This window comes from Nocardioides stalactiti (assembly GCF_014180715.1).
In the GTDB taxonomy this organism is placed as follows: Bacteria; Actinomycetota; Actinomycetes; order Propionibacteriales; family Nocardioidaceae; genus Nocardioides; species Nocardioides stalactiti.
This window is the reverse complement of the sequence record NZ_JACEFC010000040.1, coordinates 1-17,278: the sequence shown is the minus strand read 5'-3', so window position 1 is coordinate 17,278 and position 17,278 is coordinate 1. Positions and strand designations below refer to the sequence as shown.

The following is a 17,278-nucleotide window of genomic DNA, read 5'->3' as shown; positions in this document are numbered from 1 at the left end:
TGGATACGTAGTCCGCGGTGTTGGTTGCGTGGTGCACGCGGATGTGGCCCACCCCCGCCACGGAGCACTGTTCTGTCATCTCCCCAGGGCAGCCAACCAGGGCAGGCCCGCCACGAAAGGCAGAGCAATGCGCAAGCAGATCATCGGAGCGACCGCCGCCATCCTCAGCGCGGGCGCCCTCTCGATCGGCCTCCCGGCCGCCCCCACCCACGGGATCGCCTGGAAGACCCAGAACACCCTCCCGTTCCCCGCCGGCGCCGCGAGCAACGTCGAGATCGCCGCGACCGGCGACGGCGACGCCGTCGCCGCCGCGATCATCGACGGCGCGGTCTATGCCACGACCGCGACCGACGGTGTCTGGAACGGCTACGCGCAGGTCCGCGGCGACGTCGACGCCACCGGCCTCAAGCTCGCCGCCGGCCCGGGCGGCAAGGTGGCCCTGGGCTGGGTGGAGGACCTCGCGGGCGACCTCCGCTACCGGGTCGCCCGCCAGACCGGCCCGAGCAGCTGGAGCACCGCGCAGTTCCTGACCCCGGGCAACGGCGCCGACGTCACCGACGCCGAGCTGGGGATCGCCGGCAACGGCCGGATCGTCGTCGCGGCCACCATCGACGACGTCAACGACGACATCAACGACCAGCTGATCGTCACCGAGTGGCCCGAGGCCGGCGCTCCCGGGACCGCGAAGGTGATCTCCACCGACCACGCATGGGGTCCCTCCCTCGACGTGAACACCAAGGGCGAGGCACTGCTGGCGTGGACCTACAACGGACTGAACACCGACGTCGTGAACGTCGCCCGGCGGGCCGCCGGCGGCACCTGGAACCTCGGCAACTCCACCCAGAACTCCGGTGACGTCGCCGCCGCCCCGGACGTCGCGCTCAGCGACAACGGTCAGGGTCAGGTCATCTTCGCCGTGGTGAAGAACGGCTTCTACGTCGCCGAAACCAGCCGGATCCTCCCGAACGGCACCGTGGAGCACGCCGACACCGCGTCGCCGCTCGACGAGTACGTCTACGACGTCAGCGTCGACATCAACGACAGCGGTTCCGCCCTGTTCACCTGGATCGCCAAGAAGGACCAGCTGGCCAAGGTGCGCTACTCCACGGCCGCGAACCAGGCCGACCCCGGGACCGCCCAGGCCCTGCCGGGCTCGTCGCTCGACGTCGTCAACCCGGTGGCGAAGATCGCCGACGACGGCCTCAAGGTCATCCAGTACGCCAGCGCCGGCTACGTCACTACCCAGTACCGGACCGGTGCCGGCGCCCAGCAGTTCGTCCCCTTCACGACGACCAACGGCCACGCCATCGACCAGTCCGTCGACGTCGACCCCGAGGGCAACGCGGTCTCGGTGGTGTACAAGCCCGGCGGCTCGGTGTTCGCCCGGTTCCTCGACGCCTCCGGTCCGACCGTGGAGCTGGAGACCCTGCCGGCCAACATGCTGGTCAACCCCCCACTGCCGATGACGATCTTCCCGATCTCCTGGACGATGGACGACTCGCTCTCGGCGATCCCGAACAGCGACGTCTACGCCACCACCGCCGCGTGGAACGAGGCTGGGCACAGCGACCCCTACGTGATCGTCGACAACGTCTCGGGCACCGAGGCCGAGGTCCCGTGGATCCTCGGTACGACGTACTGCATCCAGGTCCGCCCGACCGACACGGCCGGCAACTCCACCACCACGGAGAAGCAGTGCACGACCGTCCCGCTCGATGACCGCGCCCTCGTCGGCGAGGGCTGGAACAAGACCGTCCAGACCGGCAACTTCCGCAACACGCTGCTCACCACCAACCAGCAGGGCCGGGTGCTGACCCGCAACGCGGTCAAGGCCAAGCGGCTGGCGCTCGTCGTCCGCAAGGTCGCCAACGGCGGCACCGTGAAGGTCACCTTCGACGGCGACGTCCTCGGCACCTACAGCCTCGACGGCACCGGCAAGAAGAAGGTCATCCCGATGGCCACCTTCGGCACCGTCAAGTCCGGCCAGCTCAAGATCCAGGTCACCAGCGCCGACGGCAAGCTCGTCAGCATCGACGGCGTCGTCATCGCCAAGTGACCTGACGGCCACCACCTCGGAATCGGAAGGCAACACCGATGAGCAAGCAGCTCCTCACCACGCTGGCGGCGGCAGCCGTCGCCGCCAGCACGGTGGCCCTCGCCACCCCCGTCGTCGCGGCCGACTGGACCCACGCCGACGTCATCACCACCACCGCCGACACCGCTGTGAACCCGGGTCGCAACTTCGAGGTCGTCGGCTACGGCGACGGCTTCGCGGCGGCGGTCTGGTTCGACACCGGGCCGGCCGGGCGGAGGGTGATGGCGGCCCGGTTCAAGCCCAACGCCAACAACGGCGAGTGGGACCTGCCGGTCGCGATCTCCACGTTCGGACACTCCGCCTACGACCCGACCATCGAGGTCAACGGCAACGGTGACCTGGTCGCGGCCTGGACCGAGAACCACGACGGGGTCGAGGAGCTCTACGCCGCCGTCCAGCCCGTCGACGGCGTCTGGTCGCCCGCCCGCAACCTCACGCCCGGCGCGACCAACGTCGTCCCCGGCATCGACGTCGGCATCGCCGACGACCGGACCGTCTACGCCGCTGCGGAGTACACCGACGCCGACGACGCCACCTTCGGCCTGCGCGTCGTCGAGTGGGCCTACCCGGCCCTTCCCGAAGAGCCGCTCCTGGTCGTCGCCGACGGCGGCGAACCCGCGCTGGACGTGAGCGGCGCGGGCGAGGTCGTCCTCGCCTTCACCGACGGTGGCGCCGACCAGTACGCCTACACCCGGCACTCCCCGGGCGGCACCTGGAAGGCCGCCGTCCCGCTCGGCAGCGCCACGCAGGAGACGGCGGCGGCGACGATCAACGACGACGGCGAGGCGGCCGTCGCCTACGTCTCGCTCGGGTCCGCCAACGCGACCGTCCAGCTGGTCGCACCGGCGGGCGGGAAGAAGGGCACCGCCAAGGTGCTGGCCAGTGGGGTGAGCGGCACCTCACCGGTGATCGACATCGACGGCACCGGTCGCCTGCTCGCCGCATGGGCCGACGTCACCGGCAGCGCGGCGATCATCCATGCGAGCAGCCTCTTCGGGGGCGCGTGGACGACCACCTCGTCGCCGGCAGTCGGAGGCACTGTCGGCAACCTCGACGCCGGGATCGCCGAGAGCGGCGCCCAGGCGGTCGGTTACACGGCCAGCAGCCGGCAGGTCGTCCTGCACCGACCCCGCTCGGGCGTCGACTTCACGCCCTGGGTGTCGGCCGACGGCTACGCCGCCCGCGGTTCGGTCGCCACGGACCTCCGGGGCAACGTGGTCGCCCTCGGCGCGCTGCTCGGGCCCGACTCGACCCTGCGTGCCCGCTACCTCGACACCGTGGGTCCGACCGTCACCGCCACCGGCTGGTCGGGGTCCGTGCTCACCACCGAGGTCCTGCGCTCGCCCGGCATCTCCTTCGAGACCGCCGGGGGCGACTGGCTCTCCGGCCTCTCCTCGGTCGACGTGCTGGCCCGGGTGGCACCGTGGAACGCCGCCGGCTACGGCCCTCGCACGACCCTGGCCGACGACCGTCCGGCGGGCGCGACCCAGGTCGACCTCCCCGCAGGCGCGTCGTACTGCCTGGCGGTGCGCGGCACCGACGGCGTCGGCAACAACGGCGAGATCAGCAAGGAGGTCTGCTTCACCACGCCGCTCGACGACCGGGCGTTCACGGCCACCGGTTGGACGCTCGTCGACGGCCCGGCGCCGTACCAGGGCACCCTGACGACCACCAAGACCAAGGGCCGTGCGCTGGTCCGGACCGGCGTGCGCGCCCGTCACCTGGCGCTCCTGGTGACCAAGGTGGTCGACGGCGGGAAGGTCCAGGTCAAGCTCGGCGACGAGGTCCTGGGCAACTACTCGCTGGAGGGCACCGGCTCGAAGCAGCTCATCGACGTCGCGACCTTCGACGAGGTCCGCACGGGGACGCTGCGGATCACCGTGATCTCCGAGGGCAAGCCGGTCCGCATCGACGGCGTGGTGATCGCCAAGTAGGACCCCCGGTTCCTGACCGGCGTCGTGGTGGGGCGACGCCGGTCAGCCGCCTTTCAGTCAGGGACGACGCCGGCCTTGAGCGACATCACGTCGGGCAGGTCGCTCACCACGTTGCGCCAGGTCTCCCCGTCGTCGCGCGACGCCCAGACCGACCCGTTGCGGGCCCCGAAGTAGATCCCGGCCGGGTCGTGGCCGTCGGCGCACATCGCGTCGCGCATCACACCGACGTAGAACGCGTCGGGCAGGCCCGCGCCGTACGCCGTCCACGAGTCGCCCGCGTTGTCGGAGCGCCAGACCCGGGCGGCGCCGGCCGGCGGGTAGCGACCCTCCTCCCCGCCGGCGAGCGGGAAGACGTAGACCGTGTCGGGCCGGTGCGGGTGGACGACGATCGGGAACCCGAAGTCGCTCGGCAGGCCCTCGCCGATCGAGGTCCAGGAACCGCCCTCGTCGTCGGAGCGGTAGACACCGCCGTGGTTCTGCAGGTAGAGCCGCTCGGGGCGGCTCGGGTGGCGGGTCACCTTGTGGACGCACTGGCCGAACTCGGGGTAGCGCTGGTCCTCGGGCAGGAAGTCCGCGCGGATGCCCTGGTTGCGCGCGGTCCACGTCGAGCCGCCGTCGGTGGTCTGGTAGACGCCGCCCGTCGAGATCGCCGCCGTGATCGAGTCGGGGTCGGTCGGGTGCGGCAGCACCGTGTGGAACGCCTGGCCGCCGAAGCCCTCGCCCCACTCCGCCCGCTGCGGGTGGTTCCAGAGGCCCTCCTCGAGGGCGAAGGTCGCGCCGCCGTCGACCGAGGTCCACACCGCACCCGGCTCGGTGCCGGCGTGGAGCACCCCTGCGGTGGCGCCGGGGACGACCTGCCAGATCCGCTCGACCGTCGCCCCGCTCCCCTCCGGGAACGTGATCGCCCCGCCGGGCGTCTCCTGCCACGTCTCACCGAGGTCGTCGGACCAGCGCAGCTGGGGCCCGAGCCAGCTCGACGACGCACCGGCGAAGAGCCGTGGCCGGTCCCCGCGGGTGTCGACGAGGCAGGAGTAGACCTCCTCCATGTCGTGGTGGGGTCCGGTCCACGACCAGTCCTCGCGGCTGTCGTCGGACCGGCCGACCCAGAGTCCCTTGCGGGTGCCGGCCATCAGGATGGTGCCCATGCGTCCTCCTTTTTCGAGCTGTTCCCTACATTGACCGAGTGACGCCCACGTTGTCATCGGTCACCGACAACCGAATCCCGACGCGGGGTGCGGCGATCGGGCTGGTGCTCATCGGGATCGCCTCGGTCCAGTTCGGGGCGGGCGCCGCCAAGAACCTGTTCGACGAGGTGTCCCCGACCGGCCTGGTGTGGCTGCGGCTCGCGTCGAGCGCCCTGGTGCTCGTCGTCCTCGCCCGGCCACGCTGGCGGGGGCGGGACCGCGTCGACTGGCTGATCGTGCTCGGGTTCGGACTCTCCCTCGGCCTCATGAACTGGGCGTTCTACCAGTCGTTCAGCCGGATCCCGATCGGCATCGCCGTCACCATCGAGTTCATCGGGCCGCTCGCGGTCGCCGTGGCCGGCTCGCGCCGCCCCCGCGACCTGGCGTGGGTCGGCCTGGCCGGCCTCGGCGTCGCCCTCCTCGGCGCCGAGCGTGCCGACCTCGACCTGGTCGGTGTCCTCTTCGCCCTGCTGGCCGGAGCCTGCTGGGCCGCCTACATCCTGCTGAGCGCCCACACCGGACGCCGCTGGGAGGGGCTCGACGGCCTCGCCGTCGCCAGCCTCATCGCCGTCGTCGTGCTCACGCCGGCGCTCGCCGCCACCGATCGCGGTCCGCTCGGCGACACCCGGATCCTCGCCCTCGGTGCCGCCATCGGGCTGCTCTGCTCGGTCATCCCCTACAGCTGCGAGCTGGTGGCGCTCCGGCGCCTCACCCCGGCGATGTTCGGCGTGCTGATGAGTCTCGAGCCCGCGGCCGCCGCGTTCGCGGGACTGCTCGTCGTCGGCGAGGAGCTGGCGCTCGTCCAGTGGCTCGCGATCACCTGCGTGGTGCTGGCCAGCATCGGCGCGACCCGGGCGCACGCGCCCGTCGACGCGACCCCGCCGCCCGCCGCGGGCTGAGACGCGCGGACTTCACCGACGCGAGGCCGGGCCTCGCACCCAGGATCATTTCACCGAAGCGTCACGTGGCGGTGATGTGCGCGAGCAACGAACCGGACTACGGTGGTCCCACCCCCGATCTTCCCCCATCGGAGCCCCCCATGATCTCCACCCTCCGTCCTCTTCTCCGTCTCGGCCAGGCCATCTCCGAGTGGCCCGTGGCGTCCCAGCAGGCCGCCCGCCGCAACGCCATGGTCGCCCTCACCGCATGCGCGCACCGTCGTGCGGAGCGCGAGGACGTGGCGTCGTACCTCGCCGAACGGGCCGCTGCCCGCTCCGGCCCGTCCCGTCCCGCCGCCGACCCGGGCGTCGCCGCGCACGCCTGATCGTCCCGGTGTGCGGCAGGGCACACCCCGGTGAGGCGCGCCCTCGGGCAGAATCGCCGCATGCCCATCACGACGCCCGACGCCGCCGCGACCGACCTGGTGTCCTTCCACGACATCCTGTCCGACGACGGGACGCACGTCCGCGCGTGGACCAACGACCCTGACGGGACCATCGACGGCCCGACCGTCGTGCTCTGCAACGGCCTGGGCACGAACCCCTACCAGTGGCCGGCCCTGCTCGACCCCGCCTGCGGCGTCCGCGTCGTGTCGTGGAACCACCGCGGCGTCGGCGGGTCGGAGCGCCCGCGCGACCGGTCCCACGTCGAGATCGAGCACTTCGTCGAGGACGCCCTGTCGGTCATGGACCACTTCGGCATCGACCGGGCGGTCCACATGGGCTGGTCGATGGGCGTCAACACCATGTTCGAGCTGGCGCTGCGCAACCCCGAGCGGGTCGCCGGCCTGTTCGCCGTGGCCGGGGTCCCCGGCGACACCTTCCGCACCATGCTGGCGCCGCTCCGGCTCCCCCACCAGGTCGCCCGCCTGCTCACCATCAACGCGTGCCGGGCGGCGAAGCTGACCGGCTGGGCCGTCAGCCCGATCACCACCCGGATCCCGATCGGGCCCAAGGCGGTCGCGCTCATCACGCACAGCGGCTTCATGTTCCCGGTCCCCGACCCCGAGATGGCCGCGCGCGGCATCAAGGAGTTCATCAGCACCCCGGTCGAGTGGTACGCCCACCTCGCCCTCGGGACCTCCCGGCACGCCCGGGTCTCGCTGAGCAGCATCCAGGCACCCGTGCGCTTCGTCGCCGCGAAGTACGACGTCCTGGCCGGCGCCCGCGACATGTGGACCGCCGCCGAGCGCCTCGCGGACGCCGAATACTTCGAGCTGCGCGGGTCGCACTTCATCCAGATGGAGCAGCCCGAGGTCGTCCACGACCTGCTCCTGGAGTTCCTCGACAAGGTCGGCGTCACCGCGTCCTGATCCGGCGTGCCCGGCCTGGGTATCGTCGGGCCATGAGCGCCCGTCGTACGGCCCTGCATATCGGCTCGGCCCTGGTCGCCGCGACAGCGCTGCTGACCTCCTGCGGCGACGACGCCCCGGACGGTGAGCCGGTCTCGCCGACCGCGGTGGACCGGCCGACCTCCCCCGCAGACGGACCGGAGGTCGTCGACACGGTCGCCAGCGGCCTGTCGGTGCCCTGGGGTCTCGACTTCCTGCCCGACGGACGGGCCGTCGTGACCGAGCGCGACACCGCGCGCGTCCTGGTGGTCACCCCGCCCGCGGGCGGTGGTGAGGGCGACGTGGTCGAGGTCGGCCGGGTCCCCGAGACCGTTGCCCAGGGCGAGGCGGGGCTGCTCGGCGTCGCGGTGTCCCCGGACTTCGCCTCCGACGCGACCCTCTACTTCTACGTCTGCACCGAGGACGAGAACCAGGTCGTGCGCGCCGAGCTCGACGGCGACGTCCTCGGCCCGACCGAGACGATCCTGGACGGCATCCCCAACGGCGCCGTCCACGACGGCGGTCGGCTGGCGTTCGGCCCCGACGGCTACCTCTACGTCGCCACCGGCGAGACCGGCGACGACGCCCTGGCCCGGGAGCGGACCGGCTACGCCGGCAAGATCCTGCGGATCACCACCGAGGGCGAGCCGGCGCCCGACAACCCGTTCGGCGACGAGGTCTGGTCCTGGGGTCACCGCAACGTCCAGGGCCTCGCCTTCGACGACGACGGCCGGCTCTGGGCCAGCGAGTTCGGCTCCAACGCCTTCGACGAGCTCAACCTGATCGAGGCCGGCGACGACTACGGCTGGCCCGAGGTCGAGGGCGGCGGGGGCGAGCCGGAGTTCCACGACCCCGAGCTCACCTGGTCGACCTCCGAGGCGTCCCCCTCGGGGCTCGCGTACGCCGACGACACCCTCTGGATGGCCGGCCTCGGCGGGCAGCGACTGTGGCGGATCCCCGTCGACGGCGCGACCGTCGGCGACCCCACGGCGTACTTCGAGGGCGACTACGGCCGCGTCCGCACCGTCGAGGTCGCGCCCGACGGCCGCCTCTGGCTCACCACCAGCAACCACGACGGTCGCGGCAACCCCGCCGCCGAGGACGACCGGATCCTCGTCATCGAGCCCTAGGAAGGCGCGGGCTGCTCCAGCCCGAGGGGTGTCGGGAGCGGCACCGGGTACCGCTCGCGCATGAGCGAGAACAAGGACGAGAGCACGAGCAGCGGCGCGGGGATCTCCGACGACCAGCTCCCGCCGGACCTGGTGCCGGGCGAGGACAACCCGCTGGCCGAGGGACTGCCGCCGGACGCGGAGGTCGACGACCTCATCCCCGAAGACAGCGGCCTCGACGGCGACGAGGAGGCGTCCGAGGAGGATCCTGACGACGACGTCGAGCCCGCCCCGCCGCCCCGCGACTGACGCGAGCGGCGGACATCACGCCGGCCGGTCCTCAGGGCAGCCGCGGTCCGTCGATCTCGTGGACGACGATCCGCCCCAGGTCGGGACCCCAGGTGTCGGCGAAGGACCGCACCGCGTCGGCGTCACCGGGCCTCACCCACAGCACGAGCCGCGCCCGGCCCGTGATGGTGGCGCCGTCGAGTCCGTAGCGCTGGTCGGCCGCCAGCACGAAGCGCTGCCGCTCGGCGGCGAGCGTCCGGCTTCGCTCGGAGGTCGCGCGGACGAGCACCCAGGAGCCCGACGTGAGGGTGACCGTGCCGGCCCCCTCGGCCTCGTAGCCGTCGGCGTGGGCCACCACCTCGGCGAGCTCGAGCGGCACCAGCTCGACCTCGACCTCGCGGATCCCTGACGTCGCGGTCTGGCGGTAGGCGAGGACGTCCGCCGAGTCCTGCGCCGCCACGAGGTCCTCGGCCATCTCCTCGGTGCCGACGACGTCGTAGCCGACAACCAGCGTCGCCTGCTTCGGTCCCCGCAGCCGTACCTCGACGGTCGCCACGTCGTCGTCGGCGATCTCGTCCTCGTACTCCGCGAGCACGTCGGCGACCTCCGAGGCGCGAGCATCGCTCTCCATCGTCACGTCGACGTACGACGGCGGGTCGGCGAACGGGATGAAGTCGTCGCCCTGCGCCTCCTGGGCGGAGACCCGGACGACGCCGGGCTTGCCCTCGACGGCCCGCTCCAGCGCCCGGTCGGAGGGCGAGCAGCCGACGAAGGTCGCGCCGATGAGGGTCAGCGTCCCGACGAACAAGCCGCCGGCCAGTGCTCCTTGGGTCGTGTCCATCCCCTCATGCTCGGCGCACCGGGGGCGGAGCGGATGAGCACACGTACTCAGCCGCGGACGAGCACCCGCTTCGCCGGCTGCATCCGCGACGCCGGCGCGGAGAGGGTGCGGAGGTGGATGTTCTGGAGCAGCCCGATGGCGAGCATGCCGGCGAACATCGACGAACCGCCGTACGACACGAACGGCAGCGGGACGCCGGTGACGGGCATGATCCCGACGCACATGCCGATGTTCTGGAAGGCCTGGAACCCGAACCAGCAGGCGATGCCGGCGGCCGCGATCCGGCCGAACACGTCGTCGGTGCGCGCGGCGATCCGCAGCGCCCGCCAGATCACGACGCCGAGCAGCACGATGATGAAGCCCGCGCCGACGAGGCCGAGCTCCTCCCCGGCGACGGTGAACACGAAGTCGGTGTGCTGCTCGGGCACGAAGCCGGAGCTGGTCTGCGACCCCTCGAACAGGCCCTGCCCGAAGAGCCCGCCGTTGCCGACGGCGATCCGCGCCTGCTCGACGTTGTAGCCGGCGCCCTTCGGGTCGCGACCGGGATCGGTGAAGGCGAGGAACCGGTCGACCTGGTAGGCCTCGAGGAAGCCCGACGCGACCGCGAAGACGGCGACCCCGACGCCGGACCCGACGAGCACGACGAGCCAGCGCCGCTGCGCGCCGGACGCCGCGATCACGCCGAAGACGGTGGCGCTGAGGACGAGCATGGTGCCGAGGTCGGGCTGGGCGAGGATGAGCACGGCCGGCACGGCGGCGACGGTCAGCATGAGGACGACGTCGACGGTCCCGACCCGGTCGCGCCAGCGGCCCTCGCTGCGCTCGGCGACGACCAGAGCCATCCCGACGACCACGGCGAGCTTGGCGAGCTCCGACGGCTGGAGCGAGAGCCCGCCGAGCATCAGCCACGAGCGCGACCCGTTGATGGTGGTGCCCATGACGAGCACCAGGACCAGCCCGAGGACCGCGAGACCGTAGGCGACGGGCGCGAGGATCCGGACCCACCGGTGATCGGTCGCCGCGACGACGACGAGCAGCCCCAGCCCGATGCCGAGGTTGACCACCTGCTTGGCGAGGAACGCCTTGGGGTCGCCGCCGGTGAGGTCGTCGCGGTGGATCGTCGCCGACCAGACCAGGATGCAGCCGATCGTGCCGAGCAGGACGACCGCACCGAGGAGCAGCAGGTCGAGGTCGCGCCACTGCAGCCACCGGTCGCCACCGGTACGGCGCGACCGGGTGGCGGTCCGGCTTAGCGTGGAGCCCGTCATCAGTCCTCCTCGCGGACGGGCGGCAGGATCGAGCCGTCGCGGCCGAACACGGGGAGCCGCTCGGGCGGCAGGGTGCCGTCGATGGCGGCCTTGCCGGGCACGACCTCCTCACCGACGACGCCGTACAGCGCCTCCCAGATCTTGCGGATGCCCGGACCGGACGTGCCCGAGCCGGTACCGCCCTGGCTGATCATCATCACGACCACGTAGTCCTCGGTGTAGGAGGCGACCCAGGAGGTCGACTGCTTGCCGTAGACCTCGGCGGAGCCGGTCTTGGAGCGGACCTGCACCTCGTCGAGCGGGAAGCCGGGGAACCGCCAGGCCATCGTGCCCTCGCGGCTGACGTTCTTGAGCGCCTCGTCGATGTAGGTCAGCACCGACGCCGGCAGGTCGACGTTGCCCGCCTTCGACGGCTTGATCTCGCGGACCGTCTCGCCGTCGGGCGACACGATCGCCTTGCCGACCCGCGGCTCCCAGAGGTCACCGCCGTTGACGATCGCGGCGTAGGCACGGGCGAGCTGCAGCGGCGTCACGATGGTGTCGCCCTGGCCGATCGCGAAGTTCACCGCGTCGCCCGCACGATAGGCGTAGCCCTCCACGCAGAACTCGTAGGCGAACTTGTAGACGAAGTCGCTGGTCTTCGCGTCCTGGGGCTTCTCGGAGATGCCGCAGTAGTAGTCCTTCATCGACTTGTAGTAGGCGCGCTTCCACCTGCGGTCGGCGATCCGGCCCGACGCCTCGCCCGGGATGTCGATCCCGGTCGGGCTGCCGAAGCCGAAGTTCTTGGCCTCCTCGACCAGCGGGTCCCGGGCGTCGACGTCGGCGACGTCGGAGCCGAAGCGCGCCCAGTAGTCGAAGCCGATCCGGTAGAAGAAGGTGTTGCAGGAGACCTTGAGCGCGTCGGCGAAGGAGATGGACCCGTAGGCGCCGGACTCGTAGTTCTTGAACACCCGGCCCCCGACCTGGAAGCCCGAGGAGCAGTCCAGGCGCGTGTCCGGGCTGTAGCCGTGGGTCAGCGCACCGGCCGTCATGAACGGCTTCCACGTCGACCCGGGCGCGAACTGGCCCTGCATCGCGCGGCCCAGCAGCGGAGTGCCGGCCGCCTCGGAGTACAGCCGCTTCAGCTGCTTCTGGGTGATCCCGTCGGCCCAGACCTCGGGGTCGTACGTCGGCTGGCTGGCCATCGCGATGATCCGACCGGTGTCCGCCTCCATCACCACGGCGGCGCCCGAGTCGGCGACGTAGGGGCGGCCCGTGACCGTGTCGACGGTGGAGCGCGCGATCATCATCATCTCGTGCAGCTGGCGCTCGACGACCCCCTGCACCTTGGCGTCGATCGAGGTGACGAGGGTGTCCCCGGGCTGGGCCTGGACCTCACCGTCGTCGCCGATCACCTCACCGTTGGCGTTGACCTTGACCCGCTGGTAGCCGGGCTGGCCGCGCAGCCAGGCGTCGTACTCCTTCTCGACGCCGGCGCGACCGACGACCGACGCACCGTTGACCGAGGTGTCCTCGCCCTGCTCGGCGGACTCGAGCTCCTCCTTGGTGATCGGGCTCAGGTAGCCGAGGAGGTGGGCCGCGTTGATGCCGAAGGGGCGCGGGTAGTCGCGGACGCTCTGCTGGACGACGACCACGCCCGGGAAGTCCTCCGGCTGCTCGTTGATCCGCAACGCGACGGCGTCGTCGAGGTCCTGGGCGACCGGTACCGGCTGGTAGGGCGAGCCGTTCCAGCAGGTGCCCTCGCGCGCACCGTCGGTGCCGCAGAGGACCAGCTTGCGGGAGATCTGCCTCGGCTCGAGGTCGAGCACCCGGCCCACGCGCTTGAGCAGGGCGCGCCGCACCCGCGGCTCCATCCTGCCGACGAGCGTCCGGTCCACCGAGGCGACCCAGGTGAGCCGGTTGGTGACGAGCGGGCGGCCCTCGGCGTCGACGATGAGGCCTCGCTCGGGCTGGACGACGACGTCCCGGACCGACTGCGAGGCCGCCTTGCCCTGGTAGTCCTCCCCCGTCACGACCTGGAGGTAGTAGAGCCGGCCGGCGAGGGTCGCGAGCAGCGAGAACGCGAGCGCCTGGATCACGATCAGCCGGAGCCGGCTGCGGTGCGAGGAGCTGCTGGTCGGCGCGGGCATCAGACAGGCGTCCGCCGAGGGAGGCGCGGGGTCACCTGAGCCGGTCGGGGGCCCGGCTCGCGGGTGAACAGCCAGACGGTCGCCGGGACGACGACCACGGCGGCGAGGACGTCGTAGGCGACGGCCGCGAGGACCACCTCGAGCAGCTCGCCGACACCGACCGCGGGGTCGCGGAGGACCAGGCCGGACAGGGCGAAGAGAGAGGTGCCGACGAACGCGCCGGCCGCACCGGCCGCCAGCATCACCGGGTACGACGGCCGCTGTCCGCCGGGCTGGTGGTCGTGGGCGACCCGCCCGACGACGTAGCCGACGACGAGCAGCGCGAGCGCCCAGCGGCCGGCCGCGTGGTCGGCCGGGGGCGCGACGTCGAGCAGCAGGCCGGCGCCGAAGCCGAGCAGGGTCGCGAACCGCGCATCGGTGACGAGGGCCGCGCCGACGACGGCGAGCAGGACCAGGTCGGGGACGACGCCGTTCCAGGCGAGGTGCGGGAAGACGGTGACCTGGAGCAGCAGCGCCACGACGACGGTGCAGAGCGCGGCGACCAGACGCGGGGTGCCCCTCATCGGGTGCCTCCCGGGACGCAGTCGGCCGCGATGACCCGCTGGTCGTCGCCCGCCGGTACGACGACGCCGACCAGGCCGAGGGACGTGAAGTCGACGTAGGGCTCGAGCACGGCCCGGAAGGTGCCGAGGCGGAGCTCCTCGAAGGTCTTCGACACCTCACCGATCGGGACCCCGGAGACGTAGGGCGCGCCGCCCTCGCTCCCCCAGGTCACGACCGCCTGACCCTTCTGCGGGACGACGGTGTTGTCGAGGAGGCGCAGCTCGAGCGGCCGGTCGGCCTCGAAGCCGCCCTGGCCGTCGACCATCCCGTTCTCCATGTTGTCGCCGACCCGGCCGCCGACCGTCGACGCGGGGTCGATGATGAGGAGCACGGTGGCGGTCTCGCTGGTGACCGCGAGGACGCGGCCGACGAGGCCGTCGTTGTTGAGGACGGTCATGTCGGGGCGCAGCCCGGCGTCGGAGCCGGCGTCGATGGTGACGGTGTCGGAGAACGACTGGGCCGAGCCGTAGCCGATGACGTGCGCCGGGGAGACGGCGTAGCCGAGGTCGCCGATCATCTGGCACATCCCGGCGAACTCGTCGTACCGGTTGTCGTTGTAACCCGCGCGCTCGAGCTCGGCCTCGAGGTCGGCGTTGCGGTCCTTCGCCACCGCGAGGTCGTCGCGGAGCGCGTCGTTGGTCCGGAGCGCGCCGGGCAGGCCGACGATCGGGCCCATCACCTCGCTCACGGCGGCCTGAGCAGGACCGATCACCTCGCCGACGACGCGGCGCACGGGAGCGATCGGCGAGTCCTTCCCGCCGGACAGGTCGACGACCATGAGCGCGACGCAGGCCAGCACGAGGGCGACGAGCAGGGAGCGGGACGGCATCCCGCTCGCCTCGAGCCGCTCGCGCGGCGTCGAGACCTGACGCACTGGTCGCTGCCGCGGCGGCCGGGTGTCGAGACTCATCAGAAGCGCCTCGGGTTGGTGATGAGCACCTGCTGGAGCGCCTCGAACTCCTCGACGCAGCGTCCGGCACCGAGCGCCACGGAGACGAGCGGGTCCTCGGCGACGTGGACGGGCATGCCGGTCTCGTGACGGATCCGGTCGTCGAGGCCGCGGAGCAGGGCGCCGCCGCCGGTGAGGACGATGCCGCGGTCCATGATGTCCCCGGCGAGCTCGGGCGGGGTCTGGTCGAGGGTGACGCGGACGGCGTCGACGATCGCGTGCAGCGGCTCGTCGAGCGCCTTGCGGATGTCCGCCGCGGTCACGGTGACGGTGCGCGGTAGCCCGGTGACCAGGTCGCGGCCGCGGACCTCGCCCTCACGCTCGCCCTGGGCGGGGAACGCGGAGCCGAGGCTGATCTTGACCTCCTCGGCGGTGCGCTCGCCGAGCATGAGGCCGTGCTCCTTCTTCATCCAGGCGACGATCGCGTTGTCGAGCTCGTCGCCGGCGGTGCGGATGCTGAGGCTGGTCACGATGCCGCCCAGGGAGATGACGGCGACCTCGGTGGTCCCGCCGCCGACGTCGACGACCATGTTGCCGGTCGGCTCGTGGACGGGGAGCCCGGCGCCGATCGCGGCGGCCATGGGCTCCTCGACGACGTACACGCGGCGGGCGCCCGCCTGGTAGCCGGCCTCCTTCACCGCACGCTGCTCGACGGGGGTGATGGCGCTCGGCACGCAGATGACCATCCGCGGCTTGGCGAAGTAGCGGCGGCGGTGGACCCGGGCGATGAAGTGCCGGAGCATCTGCTCGGTCGCCTCGAAGTCGGCGATGACGCCGTCGCGCAGTGGGCGGAGCGCGGTGATGTTGTCGGGGGTGCGGCCCATCATCGCCTTGGCCTCGTGACCGACCGCGATCACGTCGCCGGTGGAGTCGTTGATGGCGACGACGCTGGGCTCGTCGAGGAGCACGCCCCGTCGACGGACGTAGACGAGCGTGTTGGCGGTACCGAGGTCAACGGCCAGGTCCCGGCCGATGATGCTTTTCGCCCTCAACGCATGCCCTCGCAGACGTCCCTCGGGTCCTGCCCTGGACCCTTCGTGCGCAACGGGGAAGCCGACGACTCCCCTCGCGGGTCGTTGCCGGGGCGGTTCCCGAGCGCACGATCCGGGACCCTCCGCTTGCGAGAGTAGGAAAGGTTCGGCCCCTCACCTCGGAGGCACGCCGAGGCGGGTGAGACGGATGTGACTCGTGGGAACTCTCAGAGAGCGGGGAACCAGAGCGAGATCTCGCGCTCGGCCGACTCCGGGGAGTCCGAGCCGTGGACCAGGTTCTCCCGGTTGGAGAGCGACAGGTCACCGCGGATCGTCCCCGGCGCGGCCTTGCGGCCGTCGGTGGCGCCGTTGATGCCGCGGACCACCTCGATCGCCTCGTCACCCTCGAGCACGACGGCCACGAGCGGGCCGCTGGTTACGAAGTCGCGCAGCGGCGGGTAGAAGTCACGCTCGACGTGCTCGTGGTAGTGCGCGTCGGCCTGGGCGGCGTCGATGAGCCGGTGCTCCATCGCGACGATGGTGAGGCCCTTGGCCTCGAACCGCGACAGCACCTCGCCCACCAGGCCGCGGCGGACGGCGTCGGGCTTGAGCAGGACCAGAGTGCGTTGGGTCACGCGGGGACTCTATCGAGGCCCGGCCGGGGGCGGGGCACGCAGTACCGCAACCAACGTTGACAGCGCTACTGTGACAGTCGGGGTGTCAGACGGCAAGGAAGGTTCACCATGAGCACGGAGGGCGTGAGCACCGACGACATGCTGACGATCGACGACCTCGCCAGCGCCGCCTCGACGTCGGTCCGCACGGCCCGCTACTACGCGAGCCTCGGCCTGCTCCCTCCCCCGATGCGGCACGGCCGGCACGCGTACTACGACGAGCGCCACCTGGCCGGCCTCCAGCTCATCCGCGCGCTCCAGGAGCACGGCTTCTCCCTGGCCGAGATCCAGGACTACCTCGAGCGGATGCCGGAGGAGGCCTCGGCCGAGGACCTCGTCATCCAGCGCGTGATGCTCTCGCCGTGGGCGAGCCACCGGCCCGAGAGCGTCACCCGCGCCGAGCTCGAACGACGCGTCGGACGCCGGCTGTCGGAGGAGGACGTCCGGTGGCTCGCCGAGATGCGGGCGATCGAGGTGACCGACGAGGGCTTCGACCTGCTGATGACCTTCTCGATCACCGCACAGCTCCTCGACCTCGACCTCCCCATCCGCGCCGTGCGCGACGCGGACGCGGCGATCGTCCGGCACATCTCGGCCCTCGTCGACGACCTCACCGAGGTCGTCCGCCACCAGGTGCTGGCGCCGTTCCGCGCCGAACCGCGCAGCGATGCCGAGCGCGACCGCTTCGAGCACAGCCTCACCAAGCTGCGTCAGCTGACCCTCGAGGCGCTCGTCGCCTCGTTCCAGCGCGCCTCCAACGAGGCGATCGTCCGGGCACTCGGCGCGGACGGGTCGGGCACCGCCCGCCGAGGTGGATGAGGACCCGCCGCGGTCCGTCTCACGGGATCACCCGCGGCAACAGCTGGGCGAGACCCGCCAGCGACGCCGTCAGGACGGTGTGGACCTGGTCCCGGTCGAACCGCTCGGACTCCAGCCACTCCCAGAGCGCCTGCCACGCCAGCTC

Annotated in this window: 16 protein-coding genes; 8 read left to right on the top strand and 8 right to left on the bottom strand. The window is 71.9% G+C overall.

Going from position 1 to position 17,278, the window contains the following annotated elements; genetic code table 11:
- Positions 1 to 127 precede the first annotated feature (127 nt).
- Positions 128 to 2,056 (top strand): hypothetical protein, encoded by a 1,929-nt coding sequence (locus tag H0487_RS10225; RefSeq protein ID WP_183094131.1) that lies wholly within the window; start codon positions 128 to 130, stop codon positions 2,054 to 2,056.
- A gap of 38 nt (positions 2,057 to 2,094) precedes the next feature.
- Positions 2,095 to 4,029: a hypothetical protein gene (locus tag H0487_RS10220; RefSeq protein WP_183094130.1), complete on the top strand. Its 1,935-nt coding sequence runs from the start codon at positions 2,095 to 2,097 to the stop codon at positions 4,027 to 4,029.
- A 53-nt stretch (positions 4,030 to 4,082) separates the two neighbouring features.
- Here the strand turns inward: H0487_RS10220 and H0487_RS10215 are convergent, their stop codons facing one another.
- Positions 4,083 to 5,174 (bottom strand): WD40/YVTN/BNR-like repeat-containing protein, encoded by a 1,092-nt coding sequence (locus tag H0487_RS10215; RefSeq protein WP_183094129.1) that lies wholly within the window; start codon positions 5,172 to 5,174, stop codon positions 4,083 to 4,085.
- Positions 5,175 to 5,212: 38 nt separating this feature from the next.
- Here H0487_RS10215 and H0487_RS10210 point away from each other — a divergent pair, with 38 nt between their 5' ends.
- The 5 genes from H0487_RS10210 (at position 5,213) to H0487_RS10190 (ending at position 8,900) form a co-directional block, all read left to right on the top strand.
- Positions 5,213 to 6,112 (top strand): EamA family transporter, encoded by a 900-nt coding sequence (locus tag H0487_RS10210; protein ID WP_312855898.1) that lies wholly within the window; start codon positions 5,213 to 5,215, stop codon positions 6,110 to 6,112.
- A 140-nt stretch (positions 6,113 to 6,252) separates the two neighbouring features.
- Positions 6,253 to 6,477 (top strand): hypothetical protein, encoded by a 225-nt coding sequence (locus tag H0487_RS10205; RefSeq protein ID WP_183094128.1) that lies wholly within the window; start codon positions 6,253 to 6,255, stop codon positions 6,475 to 6,477.
- A gap of 60 nt (positions 6,478 to 6,537) precedes the next feature.
- A complete protein-coding gene (locus tag H0487_RS10200) occupies positions 6,538 to 7,464 on the top strand; it encodes an alpha/beta fold hydrolase (RefSeq protein ID WP_183094127.1) in 927 nt (308 codons plus the stop codon).
- A 32-nt stretch (positions 7,465 to 7,496) separates the two neighbouring features.
- On the top strand, positions 7,497 to 8,612 hold the full coding sequence (locus tag H0487_RS10195) for a PQQ-dependent sugar dehydrogenase (RefSeq protein WP_183094126.1): 1,116 nt from the start codon (positions 7,497 to 7,499) through the stop codon (positions 8,610 to 8,612).
- A gap of 60 nt (positions 8,613 to 8,672) precedes the next feature.
- A complete protein-coding gene (locus H0487_RS10190; RefSeq protein WP_183094125.1) occupies positions 8,673 to 8,900 on the top strand; it encodes a hypothetical protein in 228 nt (75 codons plus the stop codon).
- 31 nt (positions 8,901 to 8,931) lie between these two features.
- Here H0487_RS10190 and H0487_RS10185 read toward each other — a convergent pair whose 3' ends face one another.
- The 7 genes from H0487_RS10185 to ndk form a co-directional block, all read right to left on the bottom strand.
- The gene (locus tag H0487_RS10185; protein WP_183094124.1) at positions 8,932 to 9,720 is read right to left on the bottom strand and encodes a hypothetical protein; all 789 of its coding nucleotides are present in this window, start codon (positions 9,718 to 9,720) and stop codon (positions 8,932 to 8,934) included.
- Positions 9,721 to 9,767: 47 nt separating this feature from the next.
- A complete protein-coding gene (gene rodA / locus H0487_RS10180) occupies positions 9,768 to 10,988 on the bottom strand; it encodes a rod shape-determining protein RodA (protein WP_183094123.1) in 1,221 nt (406 codons plus the stop codon).
- Positions 10,988 to 13,117, bottom strand: coding sequence for a penicillin-binding protein 2 (gene mrdA / locus H0487_RS10175; protein ID WP_183094122.1), 2,130 nt, complete (start codon positions 13,115 to 13,117; stop codon positions 10,988 to 10,990). Before mrdA ends, rodA begins: the two co-directional genes overlap by 1 nt.
- Entirely contained in the window at positions 13,117 to 13,680 is a 564-nt protein-coding gene (mreD, locus tag H0487_RS10170) for a rod shape-determining protein MreD (RefSeq protein WP_183094121.1), read from the bottom strand. Before mreD ends, mrdA begins: the two co-directional genes overlap by 1 nt.
- Positions 13,677 to 14,630 (bottom strand): rod shape-determining protein MreC, encoded by a 954-nt coding sequence (gene mreC / locus H0487_RS10165; RefSeq protein ID WP_246383308.1) that lies wholly within the window; start codon positions 14,628 to 14,630, stop codon positions 13,677 to 13,679. Before mreC ends, mreD begins: the two co-directional genes overlap by 4 nt.
- Positions 14,630 to 15,661, bottom strand: a complete 1,032-nt coding sequence (locus H0487_RS10160; RefSeq protein WP_220793272.1) for a rod shape-determining protein — start codon at positions 15,659 to 15,661, stop codon at positions 14,630 to 14,632. Before H0487_RS10160 ends, mreC begins: the two co-directional genes overlap by 1 nt.
- 206 nt (positions 15,662 to 15,867) lie before the next feature.
- Positions 15,868 to 16,275, bottom strand: coding sequence for a nucleoside-diphosphate kinase (gene ndk / locus H0487_RS10155; RefSeq protein ID WP_183094120.1), 408 nt, complete (start codon positions 16,273 to 16,275; stop codon positions 15,868 to 15,870).
- A gap of 108 nt (positions 16,276 to 16,383) precedes the next feature.
- Between ndk and H0487_RS10150 the strand changes: the two genes are divergently transcribed.
- Positions 16,384 to 17,133: a MerR family transcriptional regulator gene (locus tag H0487_RS10150; RefSeq protein ID WP_183094119.1), complete on the top strand. Its 750-nt coding sequence runs from the start codon at positions 16,384 to 16,386 to the stop codon at positions 17,131 to 17,133.
- The last annotated feature ends 145 nt before the right edge of the window (positions 17,134 to 17,278 follow it).

What these genes read in the sequence shown, in the direction of transcription:
- H0487_RS10225 (WP_183094131.1), top strand. Translation starts at nt 128, where the DNA reads ATGCGCAAGCAGATCATCGGAGCGACCGCCGCCATCCTCAGCGCGGGC.
- H0487_RS10215 (WP_183094129.1), bottom strand. Translation starts at nt 5,174, where the DNA reads ATGGGCACCATCCTGATGGCCGGCACCCGCAAGGGACTCTGGGTCGGC.
- H0487_RS10150 (WP_183094119.1), top strand. Translation starts at nt 16,384, where the DNA reads ATGAGCACGGAGGGCGTGAGCACCGACGACATGCTGACGATCGACGAC.
- H0487_RS10195 (WP_183094126.1), top strand. Translation starts at nt 7,497, where the DNA reads ATGAGCGCCCGTCGTACGGCCCTGCATATCGGCTCGGCCCTGGTCGCC.
- H0487_RS10190 (WP_183094125.1), top strand. Translation starts at nt 8,673, where the DNA reads ATGAGCGAGAACAAGGACGAGAGCACGAGCAGCGGCGCGGGGATCTCC.
- H0487_RS10220 (WP_183094130.1), top strand. Translation starts at nt 2,095, where the DNA reads ATGAGCAAGCAGCTCCTCACCACGCTGGCGGCGGCAGCCGTCGCCGCC.
- mreC (WP_246383308.1), bottom strand. Translation starts at nt 14,630, where the DNA reads ATGAGTCTCGACACCCGGCCGCCGCGGCAGCGACCAGTGCGTCAGGTC.
- rodA (WP_183094123.1), bottom strand. Translation starts at nt 10,988, where the DNA reads ATGACGGGCTCCACGCTAAGCCGGACCGCCACCCGGTCGCGCCGTACC.
- mreD (WP_183094121.1), bottom strand. Translation starts at nt 13,680, where the DNA reads ATGAGGGGCACCCCGCGTCTGGTCGCCGCGCTCTGCACCGTCGTCGTG.
- H0487_RS10205 (WP_183094128.1), top strand. Translation starts at nt 6,253, where the DNA reads ATGATCTCCACCCTCCGTCCTCTTCTCCGTCTCGGCCAGGCCATCTCC.
- mrdA (WP_183094122.1), bottom strand. Translation starts at nt 13,117, where the DNA reads ATGCCCGCGCCGACCAGCAGCTCCTCGCACCGCAGCCGGCTCCGGCTG.
- H0487_RS10200 (WP_183094127.1), top strand. Translation starts at nt 6,538, where the DNA reads ATGCCCATCACGACGCCCGACGCCGCCGCGACCGACCTGGTGTCCTTC.
- H0487_RS10185 (WP_183094124.1), bottom strand. Translation starts at nt 9,720, where the DNA reads ATGGACACGACCCAAGGAGCACTGGCCGGCGGCTTGTTCGTCGGGACG.